This window comes from Gordonia jinghuaiqii (assembly GCF_014041935.1).
GTDB lineage: Bacteria > Actinomycetota > Actinomycetes > Mycobacteriales > Mycobacteriaceae > Gordonia > Gordonia jinghuaiqii.
The window spans coordinates 2,219,976-2,240,465 of sequence record NZ_CP059491.1 but is presented as its reverse complement, the minus strand read 5'-3'; the positions used below and the strand labels follow the sequence as shown (position 1 = coordinate 2,240,465).

The 20,490-nt window shown below is 67.9% G+C and carries 16 protein-coding genes; 2 read left to right on the top strand and 14 right to left on the bottom strand.

The genetic code is table 11. The features are described 5' to 3' along the window. The first annotated feature begins 11 nt into the window (after nt 1–11). A complete protein-coding gene (locus H1R19_RS09915) occupies nt 12–890 on the top strand; it encodes a Sir2 family NAD-dependent protein deacetylase (RefSeq protein ID WP_188328985.1) in 879 nt (292 codons plus the stop codon). 18 nt (nt 891–908) lie between these two features. Here H1R19_RS09915 and proB read toward each other — a convergent pair whose 3' ends face one another. The 11 genes from proB to mobA form a co-directional block, all read right to left on the bottom strand. Then, nucleotides 909–2,036, bottom strand: coding sequence for a glutamate 5-kinase (proB, locus tag H1R19_RS09910; RefSeq protein WP_188329307.1), 1,128 nt, complete (start codon nt 2,034–2,036; stop codon nt 909–911). A 20-nt stretch (nt 2,037–2,056) separates the two neighbouring features. Then, nucleotides 2,057–3,523, bottom strand: a complete 1,467-nt coding sequence (obgE, locus tag H1R19_RS09905) for a GTPase ObgE (RefSeq protein WP_219851315.1) — start codon at nt 3,521–3,523, stop codon at nt 2,057–2,059. Nucleotides 3,524–3,621: 98 nt separating this feature from the next. Further along, a complete protein-coding gene (gene rpmA, locus H1R19_RS09900; protein ID WP_188328983.1) occupies nt 3,622–3,885 on the bottom strand; it encodes a 50S ribosomal protein L27 in 264 nt (87 codons plus the stop codon). A gap of 39 nt (nt 3,886–3,924) precedes the next feature. After that, nucleotides 3,925–4,236 (bottom strand): 50S ribosomal protein L21, encoded by a 312-nt coding sequence (gene rplU, locus H1R19_RS09895; protein WP_188328982.1) that lies wholly within the window; start codon nt 4,234–4,236, stop codon nt 3,925–3,927. Nucleotides 4,237–4,535: 299 nt separating this feature from the next. Continuing rightward, on the bottom strand, nt 4,536–8,159 hold the full coding sequence (locus H1R19_RS09890) for a translation initiation factor IF-2 N-terminal domain-containing protein (protein WP_219851314.1): 3,624 nt from the start codon (nt 8,157–8,159) through the stop codon (nt 4,536–4,538). 428 nt (nt 8,160–8,587) lie between these two features. Beyond that, a complete protein-coding gene (ndk, locus tag H1R19_RS09885) occupies nt 8,588–9,004 on the bottom strand; it encodes a nucleoside-diphosphate kinase (protein WP_188328980.1) in 417 nt (138 codons plus the stop codon). A gap of 38 nt (nt 9,005–9,042) precedes the next feature. Continuing rightward, nucleotides 9,043–9,504 (bottom strand): hypothetical protein, encoded by a 462-nt coding sequence (locus H1R19_RS09880; protein ID WP_188328979.1) that lies wholly within the window; start codon nt 9,502–9,504, stop codon nt 9,043–9,045. A gap of 203 nt (nt 9,505–9,707) precedes the next feature. Continuing rightward, a complete protein-coding gene (locus tag H1R19_RS09875; protein WP_188328978.1) occupies nt 9,708–10,097 on the bottom strand; it encodes a DUF4233 domain-containing protein in 390 nt (129 codons plus the stop codon). Beyond that, the gene (folC, locus tag H1R19_RS09870; protein ID WP_244970933.1) at nt 10,094–11,632 is read right to left on the bottom strand and encodes a bifunctional tetrahydrofolate synthase/dihydrofolate synthase; all 1,539 of its coding nucleotides are present in this window, start codon (nt 11,630–11,632) and stop codon (nt 10,094–10,096) included. Before folC ends, H1R19_RS09875 begins: the two co-directional genes overlap by 4 nt. Then, complete coding sequence (locus tag H1R19_RS09865; protein ID WP_188328977.1) at nt 11,629–14,304, bottom strand: valine--tRNA ligase; 2,676 nt, start codon at nt 14,302–14,304, stop codon at nt 11,629–11,631. The genes folC and H1R19_RS09865 overlap by 4 nt, the downstream gene beginning before the upstream one ends. Before the next feature lie 155 nt (nt 14,305–14,459). Beyond that, the gene (gene mobA, locus H1R19_RS09860) at nt 14,460–15,122 is read right to left on the bottom strand and encodes a molybdenum cofactor guanylyltransferase (protein WP_372632649.1); all 663 of its coding nucleotides are present in this window, start codon (nt 15,120–15,122) and stop codon (nt 14,460–14,462) included. Between the two features lie 49 nt (nt 15,123–15,171). On the opposite strand from mobA, the gene H1R19_RS09855 reads away from it, so the two are divergent. Continuing rightward, nucleotides 15,172–17,481 carry an FdhF/YdeP family oxidoreductase gene (locus tag H1R19_RS09855; protein ID WP_188328976.1) on the top strand — a complete coding sequence of 770 codons (2,310 nt, stop codon included), beginning with the start codon at nt 15,172–15,174 and terminating at the stop codon, nt 17,479–17,481. Between the two features lie 85 nt (nt 17,482–17,566). Here the strand turns inward: H1R19_RS09855 and clpX are convergent, their stop codons facing one another. The 3 genes from clpX to H1R19_RS09840 form a co-directional block, all read right to left on the bottom strand. Continuing rightward, the gene (gene clpX, locus H1R19_RS09850) at nt 17,567–18,847 is read right to left on the bottom strand and encodes an ATP-dependent Clp protease ATP-binding subunit ClpX (RefSeq protein ID WP_188328975.1); all 1,281 of its coding nucleotides are present in this window, start codon (nt 18,845–18,847) and stop codon (nt 17,567–17,569) included. Between the two features lie 243 nt (nt 18,848–19,090). Continuing rightward, the gene (locus H1R19_RS09845) at nt 19,091–19,789 is read right to left on the bottom strand and encodes an ATP-dependent Clp protease proteolytic subunit (protein ID WP_280527234.1); all 699 of its coding nucleotides are present in this window, start codon (nt 19,787–19,789) and stop codon (nt 19,091–19,093) included. A gap of 79 nt (nt 19,790–19,868) precedes the next feature. Then, entirely contained in the window at nt 19,869–20,468 is a 600-nt protein-coding gene (locus tag H1R19_RS09840; RefSeq protein WP_280527233.1) for an ATP-dependent Clp protease proteolytic subunit, read from the bottom strand. Nucleotides 20,469–20,490: the final 22 nt, after the last annotated feature.

Genomic DNA, 20,490 nt, shown 5'->3' with positions numbered 1-20,490 from the left:
TCCTGGTCAGGGTGCGTACCCGTCTCCAGCTCGGCCACAGCCCGGCCGAACACACCCCGCCCGACGACGACGTCGAGGACCGGATCGCCCTGTCCGCCGACATCCTCGCCGGGCGTCGCTTCGCGGTACTGACCGGTGCCGGGATCTCCACCGATTCCGGCATCCCCGACTACCGCAGTCCCGGGTCTCCGCCGCGGACGCCGATGACCCTCGAGATGTTCCTGTCCTCCCCGGAGTTCCGTCGCCACTACTGGGCCAGGAATCATCTCGGCTGGCGGCACATGGACGCGGCACTTCCCAACAGCGCACATCTCGCGCTCACCGATCTCCAGCGGCGAGGTCGGCTCTCGACGGTCATCACCCAGAACGTCGACATGTTGCACACCAAGGCCGGCACGCGGGGGGTGGTGGAGTTGCACGGCTGCTACGGGCGGGTTCGCTGCCTGGCCTGCGACTGGCGCATCTCCCGGCACCGGCTGGCCGGGCTCCTCGAGTCCGTCAACGAGGGCTTCGCCGAGCGGGTCGGCGGGCGCGGGGCCATCGAGGTGGCCCCCGACGCCGACGCCACCCTCTCCGACACCTCCGGCTTCCGTATGGTCGACTGCCCGCACTGCGGCGGCATCCTCAAACCCGACATCGTCTATTTCGGTGAGACCGTGCCGAAAACCACTGTCGAGCACGCGTTCTCGGTGGTCGACGACGCCGACGCACTTGTCGTCGTGGGGTCGTCGTTGACGGTGATGTCAGGTCTGAGGTTCGCGCGACGCGCGCACCGCGCGGGCAAACCGCTGATCATCGTCAACCGCGGTCACACCCGCGCCGACGACATCGCGACCTTGAAGATCGATCACGAGGCCGGGGTGGTCCTGCCCGCCATGGCCGCCATGTGAGCCCGCCGGGTGGCTCGGTCAGCGCGTGACGACGACGAGATCGTCGGCGTGCACCACCGGGCGTTGCAGCTCGGCCGGCAGATCGCCGGTCGACCGGCCGATCATCGAGGTGACGTCGTCGGCTGTGTAGGCCGCGACCCCTCGCGCCCGCACCGCTCCGTGCCGGTCGACCAATTCCACGACGTCGCCGTCGAAGAACCTGCCCTTGACCCCCACGATTCCCGCGGCGAGCAACGACCGGCGCCGGCGGGACACCGCGGCCACCGCGCCGTCGTCGAGGATGATCTGCCCGCGCGCGTCCGCGGCGTGGCGTACCCAGAACCGACGTGCGGACATGCGCTCGGGACGTGCGGCGAACACCGTCCCCACGGAGGCGTCGGCCAGCGCCTGCGCGGCCGACGAGGCGGCGGCCAGCAGCACCGGCACCCCGGCGTCGGCCGACAACCGGGCGGCCGCCAGTTTCGACGCCATGCCGCCGGTCCCCAGCGCTCCCCCGGATCCGGCGATCACGCCGTCGAGGTCCTCGGGACCGTTCACCTCGGGGATCAGCCGCGCACGCCGGCCGTCGACGCCCACCTTGCGCGGGTCACCGTCGTACAGGCCGTCCACGTCGGACAGCAGAATGAGCGCATCGGCGCCCGAGAGATGGGCGACGAGCGCGGCGAGCCGGTCGTTGTCGCCGAACCGGATCTCGGTGGTCGCCACGGTGTCGTTCTCGTTCACCACCGCGACCGCGCCCAGCGAACGCAAACGGTCCAGTGTGCGTTGGGCATTCGCATGGTGACTGCGATTGGAGATGTCATCGGCGGTGAGCAGGACCTGGCCGACCGTACGACCGTACCGCGCGAAGGAGGTCCCCCAGGCGTGTGCGAGCGCCAGCTGTCCGACGCTCGCCGCCGCCTGCTTGGTCGCCAGGTCGGTGGGACGTTTCTTCAGGCCGAGCGGGGCGATGCCCGCGCCGATGGCTCCCGAGGACACCACGATCACATCGGAACCGGCGCGCATCCGCGCCTCCAGCGCATCGGCGAGCGCATCGAGGCGGTTGCGGTCAAGCCCTTCGGCGAGGTCGGTCAGCGCCGAGGACCCGATCTTGACCACGACGCTGCGGGCATGCGCGATCCGGTCCCGAACTCCCCCGTCGTGCATCCCCTGGCTGGTTGCCGAGGTCACGGCAGGTCCTGCTCCCCGTCCTCACCCGGCACTCCGCGCCGCAGCCGGCGGGCCTGCTTGCGTTCGGCGGCGCCGACGCGATCGGACCGGTCGAGACGAATGTCGGTGCCGCGCCCGGTGATCGGGACCTCGTCACCCATGGGTGTGGTCGGTTCCCAGTCGAACGTCACGGCCCCGATCGTGACCGGCGCACCCGGCTCGGCACCTCGGCGCACCAACTCGTCCTCGACGCCGAGCCGGGTGAGCCGGTCGGCGAGGTAGCCCACCGCCTCGTCGTTGTCGAACTGTGTCTGCGCGATCCAGCGTTCCGGACGCGTGCCGCGAACGATGAACCCGCCTTCGTTGTCCGGATCGGTCTCGATGGTGAAGCCGGTCTCGTCGGCGGCCTTGGGCCGGATGATCGCACGCTTGGGCACCTTCGCCGGCTGGGCTTCCCGGTACTCCCGAACCATCCGCGCCAGCGCGAAGGTCAGCTCACGCAGACCCTCGTGGGCGACGGCCGAGATCCGGAACACCGGCCAACCGCGTTCGGCGATTTCCGGTTCGACGAGATCGGCGAGTTCGGCGGCATCGGGCACATCGATCTTGTTGAGGATGACCACGCGCGGGCGAGAAGCGAGATCACCGAGTCCGTGGTCGGCGTCGAGAGCCGGTCGGTATGCGGCCAGTTCGGCCTCGAGAGCATCGATGTCGGACAGCGGGTCGCGGCCCGGTTCCAGTGTGGCGCAGTCGACGACGTGCGCGAGCACGGCACACCGCTCGAGGTGGCGCAGGAACTCCAGGCCGAGGCCGCGTCCCGTCGAGGCGCCCGGGATGAGGCCGGGGACATCGGCGATGGTGAACACGTCACCGGCGGCCTGCACCACGCCCAGGTTCGGGACCAGCGTCGTGAAGGGGTAGTCGGCGATCTTCGGCTTGGCGGCGGAGAGCACCGACACCAGCGACGACTTGCCCGCGGACGGGAACCCGACGAGACCCACGTCGGCGACCGACTTGAGTTCGAGAACCAGGGAGCGTTCCTGCCCCTCCTCGCCGAGCAACGCGAACCCGGGGGCCTTGCGCGCCTTCGAGGCCAGGGACGCGTTGCCCAGCCCGCCGCGGCCACCGGCCGCGGCGTCGAAGGTGGTGCCCGCGCCGACGAGGTCGGCGACGATCTTGCCGTTGTCATCGAGGACCATGGTGCCGTCGGGCACCTTGAGGACGAGGTCCTCACCGTTCGCACCGTCGCGGTTGTCGCCGGCGCCCGGCTTGCCGTTGCCGGCCTTCGCATGTGGGTGGAAGTGGAAGTCGAGCAGCGTATGCACCTGCGGGTCGACGACGAGCTTCACCGAGCCGCCGTTACCACCGTTGCCGCCGTCCGGGCCGCCGAGAGGCTTGAACTTCTCCCGGTGGACCGACGCGCAGCCGTGGCCGCCGTTACCCGCCGCGACATGAATGGTCACGCGGTCGACGAACCGTGACATCGAAATCCTTCTTCCGTTCAAAAAAGAACAGGGCGGGCGGGGTACGCGATGACCCTGCCCGCCCTGTCCAAGAGCTTCTGTCGTGCCGGTTGCTCGGGTCAGACCTGAGCGGGTTCCGGGACGATGTTGACCGTCTTGCGGCCACGCTTGGAGCCGAACTCCACCGCGCCCGCGGAAAGCGCGAACAGGGTGTCGTCGCCGCCGCGTCCGACGTTGACGCCGGGATGGAACTTGGTGCCGCGCTGGCGAACCAGGATCTCGCCTGCGCTCACCTGCTGGCCGCCGAAGCGCTTCACGCCGAGTCGCTGGGCGTTTGAATCGCGACCGTTGCGCGAGCTGGACGCGCCCTTCTTATGTGCCATGTGTCAGTCCTCCTGGGGTCTTCGTAGAAGCTGCGTCGACTACTTGATGCCGGTGACCTTGAGGACCGTCAGCTTCTGACGGTGGCCCTGGCGCTTGTGGTAGCCGGTCTTGTTCTTGAACTTGTGAATGCGGATCTTGGGGCCCTTGACGTGCTCCACGACCTCACCGGTGACCGAGATCTCGGCCAGCTTGTCGGCGTCGGTGGTCAGGGTCGAGCCGTCGACGACCAACGCGACCGGCAGGCTCACCGTGGAGCCGACCTTTCCGTCGATCTTCTCGACCTTGACAGTGTCGCCCTCAGCGACCTTGTACTGCTTGCCGCCGGTCTTGACGATCGCGTACGTTGCCATCGAAGTTCTTCCTCTTACTCGTCTGTCGGGCCTCTGAACGCTGTGCGCTCGTGAGGCGTTGGTGTTGTACACCCGGCGCGGGCCGTAGTTCACCCAACCTTGAGGCCGGGAATGGCTGCGGTTCACACCAGAGGGCCTGCCGACGGGGCTCGCACCGTGTGCCGTGCCGAAGCAGGCAGAACAGCGCACACCCTCCGCGGGAGGCGACTTTCCAAGGTTACGGGACCGGCGGCATTCGGGTCAAACTCACTCCCCGTCCGCGCGCCGAGCCCCTCGCCCCGGTGATCCGGTGCGCCGGATCATGTGTCGGCCGGCGGCGGTCCGGCCGGCCGGCCGGCCGTCCGCTTGCGGGGTCGACGCCGCACCGCGACGGTCGCCTCACCCGGATCCGTGGAGATCGGCCCGAAGGTGGTCGTCGGGGTCTCCGGGACCACATCCACCGCGGTCATCACCACGTTCTCGGGTGCCGTGGTCGTCTGCGCCGGGCGCCGCACCACTCGGCGACGTCGTCGCGCGACCGCCGGTGCTCCGCCGTCCGTCGGCTCCGCCGCCACTGCGGCCTCCGCCTTCTCGGCGGGTGCGGCCACCTGGGCATCGACCTGCGGGCGGACCTTCTCGGTGTCCGGTTCGGTCACCTGCTCGGCCTTCTCGTCCTTGGCCTCGGATTCGGCCGCGCGCGCCCGGCGTTCGCCGCGCGACACCTCGGCAACCGCGACATCGGCAGGAGCAGCCTCGTCGTGTCCGCCCTCGACCTCTTCCCCGTCGTGGGTGGTCGCAGCCATCGCACGGAACAGCGGATGCTCCGCCGCAGGCTTGTGCGCGGGATTGACCGCAGGCTTGCTCTCGGCAGGCGTGTCGACCTTCTTCTTGCCGCGCCGCGACCTCTTGGACCCGGCGGCGTCGGGGCGCGCCGTGTCGTCGGACCTGACCTCCACCGGATTGGCGTGCACGATGATTCCCCGGCCGTTGCACGAGGTGCACGTGGTCGAGAAGGCCTCGAGCAGACCGGTCCCCAGTCGCTTACGCGTCATCTGGACCAGACCCAGCGACGTCACCTCCGACACCTGGTGCCGGGTACGGTCCCGGGCCAGGGCCTCGGTGAGCCTGCGCAACACCAGATCCCGGTTGGACTCGAGGACCATGTCGATGAAGTCGACGATGATCATGCCGCCGATGTCGCGCAGTCGCATCTGGCGCACGATCTCCTCGGCGGCTTCGAGGTTGTTACGGGTGACCGTCTCCTCGAGGTTGCCGCCCGAGCCGGTGAACTTGCCGGTGTTGACGTCGACGACGGTCATGGCCTCGGTGTGCTCGATGATGAGCGTGCCGCCCGAAGGCAGCCACACCTTGCGATCCAGGGCCTTGGCCAGCTGCTCGTCGATGCGGTGCACGACGAACGAGTCGGGCGCGTCGGCATGCGGCTTCTCGAACTTCTCGACGCGCTCCATCAGATCGGAGGCCACCGAGTTGACGTAGCCCTCGACCAGGTTCCACGCCTTGTCGCCTTCGACGACGAGCTTCTTGAAGTCCTCGTTGAACAGGTCGCGAACCACGCGCACCAGGAGGTCGGGCTCCTCGTACAGCGCCTTCGGGGCCGACGCCCCGCCCTTCTTGGCCTCGGCGACCGACGCGTCGATCGCCTTCCACTGCGATTCGAGGCGTGCGATGTCGGCGCCGAGTTCCTCGGCACTGACACCCTCGGAGGCAGTGCGGATGATCACGCCCGCCTCGTCGGGGACGAGCTTGGCGAGGATCTGCTTGAGGCGCTTGCGCTCCACGTCGGGCAGTTTGCGGCTGATACCGGTGGACGAGCCACCCGGCACGTACACCAGGTAGCGGCCCGCGAGTGAGATCTGCGTGGTCAGGCGAGCACCCTTGTGCCCGACGGGGTCCTTGCTGACCTGCACCAGCACGTTGTCGCCTGGCTTGAGTGCCTGCTCGATCTTGCGGGAACCCCCGTCGAGACCGGCAGCGTCCCAGTTGACCTCACCGGCGTAGAGCACTCCGTTGCGCCCGCGACCGATGTCGACGAACGCGGCCTCCATGCCGGGCAGGACGTTCTGCACCCGACCGAGGTAGATGTTGCCGACCATCGACGACGAGGTCGACGTCGTCACGAAGTGTTCGACGAGGACACCGTCCTCGAGCACGGCGACCTGGGTGTAGTCCTCCACCGCGTCGATCTCGTGACCGTCACCGGTGGAGATACGGCTGTTGGCGCTGCGCTCACGCACCACCATCACCCGGTCGACGGCCTCGCGGCGTGCGAGGAACTCCGACTCGGTCAGGATCGGCGGCCGACGACGACCGGCATCGCGGCCGTCGCGACGCCGCTGACGCTTCGCCTCGAGCCGCGTCGACCCCGAGATCCCCTGGACCTCGTCGCGGACACGCTTGCTGCGCGGTTCCCGCTCGTGGACCACGGTGTTCGGGGGATCGTCCGGCGACGCATCCTCCTGCTCGCCTCCGACCTTGCGCCTGCGGCGACGACGGCGCCGGCGGGTCGACGACCCGTCACCCGACTCGTCGTCCGCGGAGTCGTCGGAGTCGTCGGCGTCAGCGCCGGCGGAGTCACTCCCCGAACCGTCCTGGTCGGCGGCGTCTGAGCGTGCCTTCGTGCCCTCGGCGTCATCGGTCCTGTCGCCACCTGCACGACGACGCCGCTTGTTGCGCTTCCCGGACGGGCGGCCGTCCTCCGAGCGCGAATCATCCGCGCCCTCGGCGTCGGCGTCGGCCTCGTCGGAGTCGTCACGATCGCTCGCGGCGTCGTCGGCGCCGCCGGTGCGGTCGGCCCTGCCACGGTCGCCGGTATCGGTATCGGTGTCGCGGTCGACGGTCTTCGCGGCTCCGGTGTCCGCGGCGGTATCTGCGGCGTCGGTGCGTGCGGCGTCGGTGTCGGCGGACTCGTCGTCGTCACCGTTCTCACCGCCCTGATCGCCGCGGCCACGGCCACGACCCCGCCGCCCGCGGCGACGCCGCCGGCTGCGTCCGGAACCCGAGTCGTCCGCATTCGAATCGTCGGTGTCCGAGTCGTCGGTGTCCGAGTCATCGGTGTCCGAGTCATCGTCCGTGTCGTTGTCATCACCGGCATCGGCGTCGGCGGCGGTCTCCGCATCCGCGGTGCCCACAGTCGTCCTGCCGGTGCGCGCCTCGTCTGCGCTCGGCTCGTCTGCGCGCGGCTGGTCTGCGCTCGGCTGGTCTGCGCTCGGCTGGTCTGCGCCCGCCTGGTCTGCGCCGGCCTCGTCTGCCTTCGCCTCGACACGACCCGAGTCGGTCGGGGTCTGGTCAGGGGACGCCGCCTCGGCGGGGGTGTCGGTCTGGCCCTGCTCGGCGCCGTCCTGCACGGGCGTCTTGACCTTGGCCTTCGCGCGGGCAGACCGTGCGGCCTTCGGCTTCTCCTCCGGGGCTTGCGGCTGAAGGAACAGCGGTCCGCCTCCGAACGATGGCTCCTCCTCGCCGGTGGCGGCGAGAGGGGCGTCGTAACCGGATGATGCCGCGGAGAACAGCGTGGGCGCCTCGGCGTGCGCTCGTTGGCCGGCCGGGTTCTCGACCGCAGCGGCTTCTGGTTGGGTCGGCGCCTCGGGTGCGGCCGCCGGTTCTGCGGCGGGCACCTCTGCTGTTACGGGCGCCTCTGCTGTTTCGGGCGCCTCGGTCGGTGCCGCGCTCGGCTCGGCCGGGGCCGCCGCAGTCTCGTCGCCCTCGCCCTCGGCGCGCACCCGTGCGGCCACCGCCTGGGCGAGCTCGCGGTCGACGCTCGATTGCGGGCTGCGGGTCTGCACCCCGAGATTCGCCAGGTGCGCCAGCACCTGCCGACTCGTCAGGCCCAGGAATCTGGCCAGGGCGTGCACACGAAGTTTGCTGGGAAATTCTTCCGCCGGTTCTGACGCTGCGTTCGCGTCAGCCGGCGACCCGTTGTCGGTCACTCAGTCTCCTCGAACCCCCGGGCGCGTCGGGCTGACGCGGCCACGCGAGGGTTTGCTCTGTGTCCCGGCCCGGTCGGGCCGGTGTTGTGTGGTCTGCGCGTCATCGCGATGATCCGACGTGCGAATCAACCGACGACGCTCTTGCTGTGTCGATGACCGCATCCCCGGACGCCTTCCACGCCACCGGGCACAGGCGCGAACCTGAGTGCTCGCCTGCTGGCAGCAGTGCGAACCTCGGTGGGGTCAGCTGCGGTTCCGTGGCGTCGCGATGCGGACCAGCCGCACCGCGACGCGCCGAAACCAGGGCGCGTCATCCGGTCATCGCCGACAAAGTGTGTCGCCGATAACTGTGCAAGTATCCCATACCGCGCTCCGATGACCGCAAAGTATGGACGTTTGACCGCGCGCGTCGAGCCGTGTGACCCCGCTCAGCTGGTGAGTTCGGGGAACCAGAGAGCGATCTCACGTTCCGCCGATTCGGGAGAATCGGACCCGTGGACCAGGTTGTACTGCGTGTTCAGAGCGAAATCGCCGCGGATGGTTCCGGGCACCGCCTTCTCCACCGGATCGGTGCCGCCGGCGATCTGACGGAAAGCGGCAATCGCACGAGGGCCTTCGAGTACGGCCGCGACCAGCGGGCCGGAGGTGATGAATTCGAGCAACGACGAGTAGAAGGGTTTGCCCTCGTGCTCGGCGTAGTGCCCGGCGGCGACGTCGTCGCTGACGGTCTTGAGTTCGAGAGCCGCGAGGGTCAGGCCCTTGCGCTCGATTCGGCTGATGATGTCGCCGACGAGTCCGCGTTCGACGCCGTCCGGCTTGATGAGTACGAGAGTGCGTTCAGTCACGACTGACACCTTATCGACTCGTCGGCGCCATCAGGCGGTCAGGAGCAGTACTCGCCCGCCACCGGGAAGAAGCCGTAGTTGAACAGGCTCCCGGTCCGCGAGCGCGGATCGACGACCACCTGGACGCAGCCTCCCGGCGATGCGAGTGCACCGGCGAGCGCGAGGTCGAACTGTTGGGCCAGAGCAAGATTCGCGGGACGGTATTGAACCGGCACCGGCATGGACGCGATCGCCTCCGGCGCCTTCATCCCGGCGGCACGCTGGGTGATCGAGTGGGTCGCGATGTAGCTGAACTCACCCGGTCCGACCGGAACAGGTGCGTCGGCGACCGGAGCCGAGAAATTCGCGATCGCGGGCGGAGCCTGCTGGGGAGCGGGAGCCGCCGACGCCGCGGCCGGAACCGCCAGGGCGAGAGCCGCGCCGGCAAGCACCGCCACGCGGGTTGTCGCGCGACCGATGCGAGCGGAGATGGCGGGCGTCCGGAAAGAGTGGAACTGCACGTACGTCCTCACGTTGGATGTCTCAGCGATGGGTGAAGCTGCGCGGAATGACCCGAATGCCCCGCAGCTTGGGCCATTGTTGCAGCAACCTCCGGGCTCCGCCCGCCTTCGCCGGTAACGGTCCGGCCACAGGTATTGAGGCCACCAAAGGCCAGACATCATCAACGAGAAGAGACCCGGTCAGATGTCCAGGTCTACTGCGGTCAGTCGATCGGTTCCTGCCCCGGGAGCAGGCCCCGCTCGACCCTCTTCTCGACGTCGGCCTTGATGTAGCGGATGTAGAGCCACACCGATCCGAAGACGACGCCGACGACGGCGATCGACCAGTGGAAGACACCGCCGACGATGAGGGCGACCTGCAGGCCGAGATCGATGGCGATCGCGTTGCGGCGCCCCTGCATCCCGCAGGCGAGGATCATCGCGACGATGAGCACCACGAGATAGCCGCCCGAGAGCCATGTCAGTCCGTCGCCGAGCCGCCACACGACGGGAAACGCCAGGATGACCACGATGACCTCGAGGATCATCGTGCCGGCCATGACACCGCGCAAGCCCTTCCACGGATCGTTCGTGGGCGGGGTGTACCGGGTCATGAGGGTTCCTTACCGAACAGGGTGCGGGCGGCACCGGCGGTCACGACCGAGCCGGTGATGACGACGCCCGCGCCCGACACTCGTTCGCCGTGGGCCTCCTCGGCCAGGGCGATCGCCTCCTCGACGGCGTCGGGCAGGAACGGCTTCACCACGACGCGGTCCTCCCCGAAGACCTCGCGGGCGTACTCGGCGAGAGTCTCGGGATCGAGCGCACGGGGCGATCCGTTGTCGGTGACGACGACGGCGTCGAGGACCGGCTCGAGCGCTTCGAGCAGCCCGCGCGCGTCCTTGTCACCGAGCACCCCGACGACGCCGATGAGACGCCGGAAGTCGAATTCCTCGGCGAGCGCGTCGGCCAGTGCTGCGGCACCGTGCGGATTGTGCGCTGCGTCGGCGAACACCGTCGGTGCACTGCGCAACCGTTCGAGCCGACCCGGATTGGCGACGGTGGCGAAACCCGCACGGACGGTGTCGATGTCGAGCTGACGACCGGGACCGGCGCCGAAAAATGCCTCGACCGCGGCCAGCGCCAGCGCGGCGTTCGATGCCTGGTGGGCGCCGTGCAGCGGCAGGAACACCTCGTCGTAGACGCCGCCGAGCCCCTGGATCCTGAGCATCTGCCCGCCGACCGCGATGACCGAGTCGAGCACCGCGAATTCCGAACCCTGCCGGGCGACGACCGTGCCGGCCTCGACCGCCGCACGTAGCAATACGTCCATGACCTCGGGCGTCTGCTCGGCGATCACCGTGACCGGATCGACCGCGCCCGGGGCATCGGATTCGCCGGGCTTGATGATGCCCGCCTTCTCCCCCGCTATCGCGGCCAGCGTGTCCCCGAGGTAGTCGGCGTGATCCATCGCGATGGGCGTGATGACCGAGACCGCACCGTCGATGACGTTGGTGGCGTCCCAGCGGCCGCCCATGCCGGTCTCCACCACCGCGACGTCCACCGGCGCCTCGGCGAAAACGGCGTAGGCCATGGCGGTCAGCACCTCGAACTTGCTCATCCGAGGACCGCCGGCCGCCGTCGAGCTGTCGTCGACCATGGTGATGTAGGGCTCGAGCTCGCGATAGGTGTCGATATAGGTGCGCGCCGGAATCGGCTTGCCGTCCAACGAGATCCGTTCCGTGACACGCTGCAGGTGTGGACTCGTGATCCGTCCGGTTCGGCGATGAAACGCCGTCATCAGGGCGTCGATCATCCGTGTCACCGACGTCTTGCCGTTGGTGCCGGCGACGTGGATCGCCGGGTAGCCGTGCTGCGGCGAGCCCAGCAGGTCCATGACTGCGGCGATCCGGGTCAGCGACGGCTCGATCTTGGTCTCGGGCCACCGGGTGTCCAGGTCGGCCTCGACGTCGGCGAGCTCGGCCAGGTCGTCGGCGCTGTCGGTCACCCGCAGCGGCGCGATCTCGCTCTCGGCGTCGGCGGCCCGCTCCTCGTCGTCGAGCAGCGCCGACAGCTCCAGCGGGTCGCCCGAGGCATCCATGCCCAGGACGGCGGGGTCCTCCTCGGGGAAGCCGTTCTCGTCGCTCACGCGCCGGCCAGACTCGACAGTTTCGCGGTCAACCGCTCGACCTCTTCCGTCGCTATCCGTTGGCGGTCACGGATTTTCGCGACGACGTGGTCGGGCGCCTTGGACAGGAACTGCTCGTTGCCCAGTTTGGCCGACGTGGTCGTCAGCTCCTTCTCCGCGACGGACAGGTCCTTGGTGAGGCGCTTGCGTTCGGCCTCCACGTCCACGGTCCCCGAGGTGTCGATGGCGACCACGACAGTGGCGACGCTGAGGCGGACCTCGATGGTCGCCGTCGCGCCGAAGCCGGGGCCGGCCGGATCGAGTCGGGCGAGGGAGGCCACATACGGCAGCAGCGGTTCGAGACCGGCCTCGTTCAGTCCGTCGAACTGCACCGCGACGCGCTGTCCGGGACGGAGCCCCTGATCGCTGCGGAACCGGCGCACCTCGGTGATCAGACGTTGCAGATCTTCCACGCGTGCGGCCGAGTCCGACGACCAGTCCCGTCCGGACGGCCTCGGCCATGCGGCGACGACCAGGGACTCGCGGCCGGTGAGCGTCTTCCAGAGGACCTCGGTGACGAACGGCATCACCGGCGACAACGCGCGAAGCAGCGGTTCGAGCACCGCGCCCAGCACGATCGCCGTCGACTCCGAACGCGTCGCGTCGTTCTCGGCGAACTGCACCTTGGCGAGCTCGAGGTACCAGTCACAGACCTCGTCCCACGCGAAGTGATAGAGCGACTCGCAGGCCTTGGAGAACTCGTAGGACTCGAAGCCGGCGTCGACCTCGTTGAGCACCTCGTCCAGGCGCCCGAGGATCCAGCGGTCGGCATCGGTCAGCGTCTCGGGGTCGGGCAGTTCGCCGACCTTGGCGCCGTTCATGAGTGCGAACTTCGTGGCGTTGTACAGCTTGGTCGCGAAGTTGCGCGAGGACTGCGCGTGATCCTCGCCCACCGAGATGTCCGAGCCGGGGTTCGCGCCGCGGGCCAGGGTGAACCGCAGGGCATCTGCGCCGAAGCGCTCCACCCAGTCGAGCGGATCGATGCCGTTGCCCTTGGACTTCGACATCTTGCGGCCGTGCTCGTCGCGGACCAGGCCGTGCAGGAAGAGGTTGTGGAAGGGGATCTCGTTGCCCGGTCCCAGATCTTTGCCGACGTAGGTGCCGAACATCATCATGCGCGCCACCCAGAAGAACAGGATGTCGTAGCCGGTGACGAGAACCGAAGTGGGATAGAACTTCTCGAGGTCGTCGGTCTTGTCCGGCCAGCCCATGGTGGAGAACGGCCACAGTCCCGAGGAGAACCAGGTGTCGAGGACATCGGTCTCCTGGACGTATCCCTGCGGTGCCTGCTCGTCGGGTCCGAGGCACACGACCTCGCCGTCGGGGCCGTACCAGATCGGGATGCGATGGCCCCACCAGAGCTGACGCGAGATGCACCAGTCGTGCATGTCATCGACCCAGGCGAACCAGCGCGGCTCCATCGACTTCGGGTGGATCACCGTCGACCCGTCACGCACGGCGTCACCGGCGGCCTGCGCCAACGAGGAGACGTCGACCCACCACTGCATCGACAGGCGCGGCTCGATCGGCTCACCGGTGCGCTCGGAGTGTCCGACGCTGTGCAGGTAGGGGCGCACCTCCTTGACGATGCGTCCCTGCTCGGCCAGCGCCTCACGCACCTTGACGCGCGCCTCGAACCGGTCCATGCCGTCGAATTGCGTTCCGGTGTCGGCGATCCGGGCCGAGGCGTCCATGATCGTCGGCATCGGCAGGTTGTGCCGCTGCCCCAGGGCGAAGTCGTTGGGGTCGTGGGCGGGGGTGATCTTGACTGCGCCGCTGCCGAACTCGGGATCGACGTAGTCGTCGGCGATGACGGGGATGGTGCGGTCGAGGAACGGGTGCGGCAGCTCGGTGCCGACCAGGCTCGCATACCGCTCGTCCTCGGGGTGCACCGCGATCGCGGTGTCGCCGAGCATCGTCTCCAGACGCGTTGTGGCCACGACGATGTGGGGTTCGGAGTCGTCGAGCGAGCCGTAGCGGAAGCTCACCAGCTCACCCTCGACGTCGGCGTAGCTGACCTCGATGTCGCTGACCGCGGTCTTCAGAACGGGCGACCAGTTCACCAGACGCTCGGCCTGATAGATCAGTCCGTCGTCGAACATCTTCTTGAAGACGGTGTGCACCGCACGCGACAGACCCTCGTCCATGGTGAACCGCTCGCGTGACCAGTCGACGCTGTCGCCGAGCCGTCGCATCTGCTCGCCGATGTTGCCGCCGATCTCGGCCTTCTCCGCCCACACCCGCTCGATGAACGCCTCGCGTCCCAGATCGTCACGGGTCTTGCCCTCGGCGGCCAGCTTGCGCTCGACCATCGTCTGCATCGCGATCGCCGCGTGGTCCATGCCGGGCAGCCACAACACCTCGTAGCCCTGCATGCGACGGCGACGCGACAGGGCGTCCATCAGCACGTGTTCATATGCGTGCCCCATGTGCAGGGACCCGTTGACGTTGGGCGGCGGGATCACGATGGAGAACGGCGGCTTCTCGCTCGACGCGTCGGCGGTGAAGTAGCCCGCATCCACCCAGCCCTGATAGAGCGACGCCTCGTGCTCGGCAGGGTCCCAGGACTTGGGCAGCCCGGTCTCGGGGATCGCAGTCTCGGGCGTCACAGATGTCGGGTCGGGTGCAGTCACAGCCGCTATTCTATTTGTCCGCCGGGCCTGGTCTCGCCCGGGACTCTCCCACCGTTCCCGCGGACCTGTTCGGCTCCCGCCGATCCGACCCAGAAGCAGGTGGGAAGCGAGCCGGCGGGAGCCGTGGCAGTGCCGTTCGACGAGTACGCGGCGTCCTAACTCGCCGACGCGCGAAGCCTGTGCAGATCCTCGGGAGCGTTGACGTTGACGAGCCAGTCGGGCTCGGAGACGCCGACGCGATGGGTGTTCAGCGCATCGATGGCACCGAGCATCCGTCGCTCGCCTGCGGCGACGACCTCGGCGATGACCGGCCCCGCGTCGGTCCGGTACACCCCGGCCATGGGGTGGTCGCGTTGCGCATCTCGGGCGATGACCGCCTGGGTGGAGCCGGTCAGGCCCAGACACAGTTCGTCGATCAGTTCCGGTGCGATCAGCGGCATGTCGGTCGCGCACACGAAGGCGAGTTCTGCGCCGGCGGCGGCCGCGGCCGCCAGCCCCGCGACGAGGCCGCCGAGCGGACCCGCCCCCTCCTGCTCGTCGGTCACCCAGTGCACCTTCGACGAGTCGATGCCCGGCGCCGCCCGGTTCCTGATGTCGTCGATGCCGCGGAAGGCGGCCGAGGTCTCCCCGGCAACCACGAACACGGGGTCACACCGCTGCGCCACCACGCGCACGACGCGGGCGAGCATGGGTTCACCCTCCCAATCGAGGGCGGCCTTGTCGCTCCCCATGCGCCGCGAGCGTCCGCCGGCCAGCACGATGCCCGCGAGCATCGGCCGGTCCGGTCCCCGAGAGTCGTTCTGTGTGTGATCCGTCATGGTCACCAGTGTGTGCGATGGGACACGGTTACGGGGCAAGATAGGGATCATGAGCAACACTCACGACGGCGATCCCCATCCCGTCGACGAACCCCGCGACGTCCGGATCAAGCATGTGAAGTCCTATGCCGCGGGAGTCCCGGCCGTCGCGGTCGCACTCAAGCGGGGCCTCGAGCAGATGGGGCCGGTCCGCACCGCGCAGACGCTGATCAAACTCAACCAGCGCGACGGTTTCGACTGTCCCGGGTGCGCCTGGCCGGAGACCCCCGGCCACCGCAAGCACGCGGAGTTCTGCGAGAACGGCGCCAAGGCCGTCGCCGAAGAAGCGACCAGACGTGCCGTCACACCGGAGTTCTTCGGCGCGCACAGCGTGGAGGACCTGCGCACGCGCAGCGGCTACTGGCTCTCCCAGCAGGGCCGCCTGGCTCATCCGATGTACCTCGCCCCCGGTGACACCCACTACCGTCCCGTCAGCTGGGACCAGGCCAACGCGCTCATCGCCGACGAGTTGGCCGCGATGGACTCCCCAGACGAGGCCGTCTTCTACACCTCGGGCCGCACCAGCAACGAAGCCGCCTTCGTCTACCAGCTGTTCGCCCGCAGCCTCGGCACCAACAACCTGCCCGACTGCTCCAACATGTGCCACGAATCCTCGGGTGCCGCACTCGGCGCGTCGATCGGCATCGGCAAGGGGTCGGTGACCGTCGGGGACCTCGAGGCCGCCGACCTCATCCTCATCGCCGGTCAGAACCCGGGCACCAATCACCCGCGCATGCTGGGCACGCTGGAGAAGGCCAAGCGCAACGGCGCACGGATCATCGCGATCAATCCGCTGCCCGAGGCCGGGCTCATGCGATTCAAGGATCCGCAGAAGATCGGCGGGGTCGTCGGCCAGGGCACCAAGCTCGCCGACGACTTCCTCCAGGTGAAGCTCGGTTCCGACATGGCGTTGTTCCGTGGCGTCGCGCGCCTGCTGCTCGACGCCGAGCGCGCCGCACCCGGCACGGTGTTCGACCAGGAGTTCCTCGACGAGTCGTGCGCCGGGGTCGAGGACTACCTCGCGCTGCTGGCCGACGTCGACATCGACGACATCGCCGGCATCACCGGCCTGTCCCGTGCCCAGATCGAAGACCTCGCCGAGGCCGTGCGGACGTCACAGCGGATCGTGCTCTGCTGGGCGATGGGACTCACCCAGCACCGACACGGCGTCGCCACCATCGCCGAGGGCACCAACGTGTTGTTCCTGCGCGGCATGATCGGCAAGGTCGGCGCCGGACTGTGCCCCGTCCGCGGACATTCCAACGTGCAGGGCGACCGCACCATGGGCATCTACGAGAAGATGCCCGAATCGTTCCTGGCCGCACAGGATGCCGAGTTCGGCATCGTCAGCCCCCGCAAGCACGGCCACGACACCGTCGCGGCGATCAACGCGATGGCCGCCGGCCGGGTACGGGTCTTCATCGGCATGGGCGGCAACTTCGTGTCCGCCTCGCCCGACACCGAGGCCACCGCGGCCGCACTGCGACGCTGCGCGCTGACCGTGCACGTGTCGACGAAGCTCAACGAGTCGCACCTCGTCACCGGCCACGGCGCACTGATCCTCCCCACCTTGGGCCGCACCGATCGCGATGTCATCAACGGAGTGCCGCAACGGGTTTCGGTGGAGGACTCGATGTCGGTCGTGCACCTCTCGCGCGGATCGCTGCCACCGGTGTCGCCAGAGTTGCGTAGCGAGGTCGCCATCGTCTGCGATCTGGCCACCCGCGTCCTCGGCGACGACCATCCCGTTCCGTGGCAGGAACTCAAGGCCGACTACGACAGGATCCGGGAGCGCATCGAGCGGGTGATTCCCGGGTTCGACGACTTCAACATCCGGGTCCGGCGCAGCGACGGCTTCGTCCTGCCGCATCCTCCGCGCGATGCCCGCACCTTCGGCACACCGAACGGGAAGGCCAACTTCGCTGTGCACGAGCTGGATTGGGTGCGCATCCCGGAGGGCAGGCTCATCCTGCAGACGCTGCGCAGCCATGACCAGTACAACACCACCGTCTACGGGCACGACGACCGCTACCGCGGGATCTCCGGCAACCGGAATGTCGTGCTGATCAACCCCGACGACATCACCGATCTCGGCCTTCGTGCCGGGCAGCTCGTCGACGTCGTATCGGAGTTCGAGGGAGCGGGCGGTCTCGAGGAACGTCGGGTGCGGGGTTTCGAGGTGGTGCCCTACGACACCCCGCGCGGAAACGCGGCGGCGTACTACCCGGAGACCAATCCGCTGGTCCCGCTCGGGTCGGTGGCCAGGGAATCCAACACTCCGGTGTCCAAGGCCGTCGTCATCCGATTCGAACCCGCCTGACACCCCACCCGAGGGGACAGCTGAGAAAGCGATCCCCGCCCGGAACACCGGGCGGGGATCGCTCTGCTTCGAAATCCGTTGTACGTCAGGCGCTCTTGTCACGCCGTTCGTCGCTGGTCGGCTTACGCGGCACGATGGTCGGCAACACGTTGTCGCGCACCGTCTCACCGGTCACGACGACCTTCTCGACATCGTCGCGGCTCGGGATGTCGTACATCACCGGTAGCAGGACCTCTTCCATGATGGCCCGCAGACCACGAGCACCGGTGCCGCGGTGGATCGCCTGGTCGGCCACCGCCTCGAGCGCGTCCTGGGTGAACTCGAGTTCGACGTTGTCCATGTCGAACAGCCGCGTGTACTGCTTGACGAGTGCGTTCTTCGGCTCCGAGAGGATGCTCACCAGCGAGGCCTTGTCCAGGTTGGTCACCGAGGCGACCACCGGCAGCCGGCCGATGAACTCCGGGATCAGACCGAACTTGATCAGATCCTCCGGCATCACGTCGGCGAACTGATCCGACATGTCGGTCTCGTCCTTGCTCGCCACCTCGTTACCGAAACCGAGGCCGCGCTTGCCGATCCGCTCGGACACGATCTTCTCGAGCCCGGCGAACGCGCCCGCCACGATGAACAGCACGTTGGTCGTGTCGATCTGGATGAACTCCTGGTGCGGATGCTTGCGCCCGCCCTGCGGCGGCACCGAGGCCTGAGTGCCCTCGAGGATCTTCAGCAGCGCCTGCTGCACACCTTCACCGGACACGTCCCGGGTGATCGACGGATTCTCACTCTTACGTGCGATCTTGTCGACCTCATCGATGTAGATGATGCCGGTCTCGGCGCGTTTGACGTCGTAGTCGGCGGCCTGGATCAGCTTCAGCAGGATGTTCTCGACATCCTCACCCACATAACCGGCTTCGGTGAGCGCAGTGGCGTCGGCGATTGCGAACGGGACATTGAGCATCTTCGCCAGTGTCTGCGCCAGATACGTCTTGCCACAACCGGTCGGGCCGAGCATGAGGATGTTCGACTTCATCAGCTCGACGGTCTCACCCGTACGGGCGTCCTTCTTCTCACCCGCCTGAATGCGCTTGTAGTGGTTGTACACCGCCACTGCGAGAGTGCGCTTCGCCGTGTCCTGGCCGATCACGTACTTCTCGAGGAAGTCTCGGATCTCTGCCGGCTTGGGCAGTTCGTCGAGTTTGACGTCGCCGTTCTCGGCGAGCTCCTCCTCGATGATCTCGTTGCACAGGTCGATGCACTCATCGCAGATGTACACGCCGGGGCCAGCGATGAGCTTCTTCACCTGCTTCTGGCTCTTCCCGCAGAAAGAGCATTTCAGCAGGTCGCCGCCATCTCCGATTCGTGCCATCTCGCGCTGTACCTACTTCCTCGTAGCCGGACTGCCGTGTGGGGAACCGTCGTGTCGCACGGAGCCGGGCACGGGTCATCTGATCGACACTTGAATGCCCAGTAACCCCCGACGGTACCCGCGTGCCGCTCGAACTTCGACCGATAAGGCCAAATGTCGCGACTTAAATAACCGGGACTTCTGTACTGATTGTTCGGGTTCTTCTCGGGGGAACCGCCGCCGTTCGCGACTATCGCCGCACCGTCAGGACTTTCTCATGGACTTCTTGCGGTACTCGAAGACCTCGTCGATGATGCCGTACTCCTTGGCCGCCGCGGCGGTCAGGATGTTGTCACGATCGGTGTCCTTGCGGATCTTCGCCTTGTCCTGACCGGTGTGACCGGAGAGGATCTCGTCGAGCCGGTCACGGATGCGCTCGATCTCGGCGGCCTGGATCTCGAGGTCGGAGACCTGACCCTGGTAGGCGCCGCCGGTGCGCGGCTGGTGGATCAGGACGGTCGCGTTCGGCAGTGCCGCACGCTTGCCGGGGGTTCCGCCCGCGAGCAGGATCGCCGCCGCCGACGCCGCCTCACCGAGGCACACCGTCACGATGTCGCAGTGGACGTACTGCATCGTGTCGTAGATGGCGAGCATGTCCGGCACGCTGCCGCCGGGCGAGTTGATGTACATGGTGATGTCGCGGTCGGGGTCCTGCGACTCGAGAACGAGCAGCTGCGCCATGACGTCGTTGGACACGACCTGGTCGATCGGCGTGCCGACGAAGACGATGCGCTCCTCGAAGAGCTTGGCGTACGGGTCGTACTGGCGCTGCCCGTTCGGAGTGTGCTCGATGAACGACGGCAGGATGTAGCGCGCCTGGATGTTCTTGAGCGCCAGCGCCGAGCTGGGGATTCCGGCGGCGACCTCGGCGGGCATACCGTCCAGAGAGGGAGAGTTGGTCATCTGTTGCTCCATTGAGTAGGTGTGACTCGAAGGTGACTTGATCGCGGTGGTCGGATCCGGGGTCATCGAATCCCGGGGGTCACTGACCCGGACGCGAGATCACCTTGTCGACGAAGCCGTACTCCTTGGCCTGCTCCGCGGTGAACCACTTGTCACGGTCGGCATCGGCTTCGATCTTCTCGAGCGGCTGACCACTGAAATCGGCGTTGAGCCGGTTCATCTCCTTCTTGGTGAGCGCGAACTGCTCGGCCTGGATCGCGATGTCGGCGGCGGTGCCACCGATACCCGCCGAGGGCTGGTGCATCATGATCCGCGCGTGCGGCAGTGCGTGACGCTTGCCCTTGGTGCCGGCGGCGAGCAGGAACTGTCCCATCGACGCGGCCATACCCATCGCGTAGGTCGCGATGTCGCACTCGGCGAGCTGCATGGTGTCGAAGATGGCCATGCCCGCGGTGACCGAGCCACCGGGCGAATTGATGTAGAGGTGGATGTCCTTGTGCGGGTCCTCGGCGGCGAGCAGCAGGATCTGCGCACACAGCCGGTTGGCGATCTCATCGTCGACCTGGGTGCCCAGGAAGATGATGCGTTCGCGCAGCAGACGCTCGAACACCGAATCGGTCAGGTTCAACCCAGCCATACCCGAACTCATCGAGGGTGTGTGGATGGTCGGCTCACTCACGGGTTCCTACCTTTGCCTTGTT

Bases quoted from the DNA above. Each gene is read 5' to 3' on its own strand.
- rplU (WP_188328982.1), bottom strand. From the start codon at position 4,236: ATGGCAACGTACGCGATCGTCAAGACCGGCGGCAAGCAGTACAAGGTC.
- mobA (WP_372632649.1), bottom strand. From the start codon at position 15,122: ATGACGGATCACACACAGAACGACTCTCGGGGACCGGACCGGCCGATG.
- rpmA (WP_188328983.1), bottom strand. From the start codon at position 3,885: ATGGCACATAAGAAGGGCGCGTCCAGCTCGCGCAACGGTCGCGATTCA.
- H1R19_RS09855 (WP_188328976.1), top strand. From the start codon at position 15,172: ATGAGCAACACTCACGACGGCGATCCCCATCCCGTCGACGAACCCCGC.
- H1R19_RS09845 (WP_280527234.1), bottom strand. From the start codon at position 19,789: ATGACCAACTCTCCCTCTCTGGACGGTATGCCCGCCGAGGTCGCCGCC.
- clpX (WP_188328975.1), bottom strand. From the start codon at position 18,847: ATGGCACGAATCGGAGATGGCGGCGACCTGCTGAAATGCTCTTTCTGC.
- obgE (WP_219851315.1), bottom strand. From the start codon at position 3,523: ATGTCACGGTTCGTCGACCGCGTGACCATTCATGTCGCGGCGGGTAAC.
- H1R19_RS09875 (WP_188328978.1), bottom strand. From the start codon at position 10,097: ATGACCCGGTACACCCCGCCCACGAACGATCCGTGGAAGGGCTTGCGC.
- proB (WP_188329307.1), bottom strand. From the start codon at position 2,036: ATGCACGACGGGGGAGTTCGGGACCGGATCGCGCATGCCCGCAGCGTC.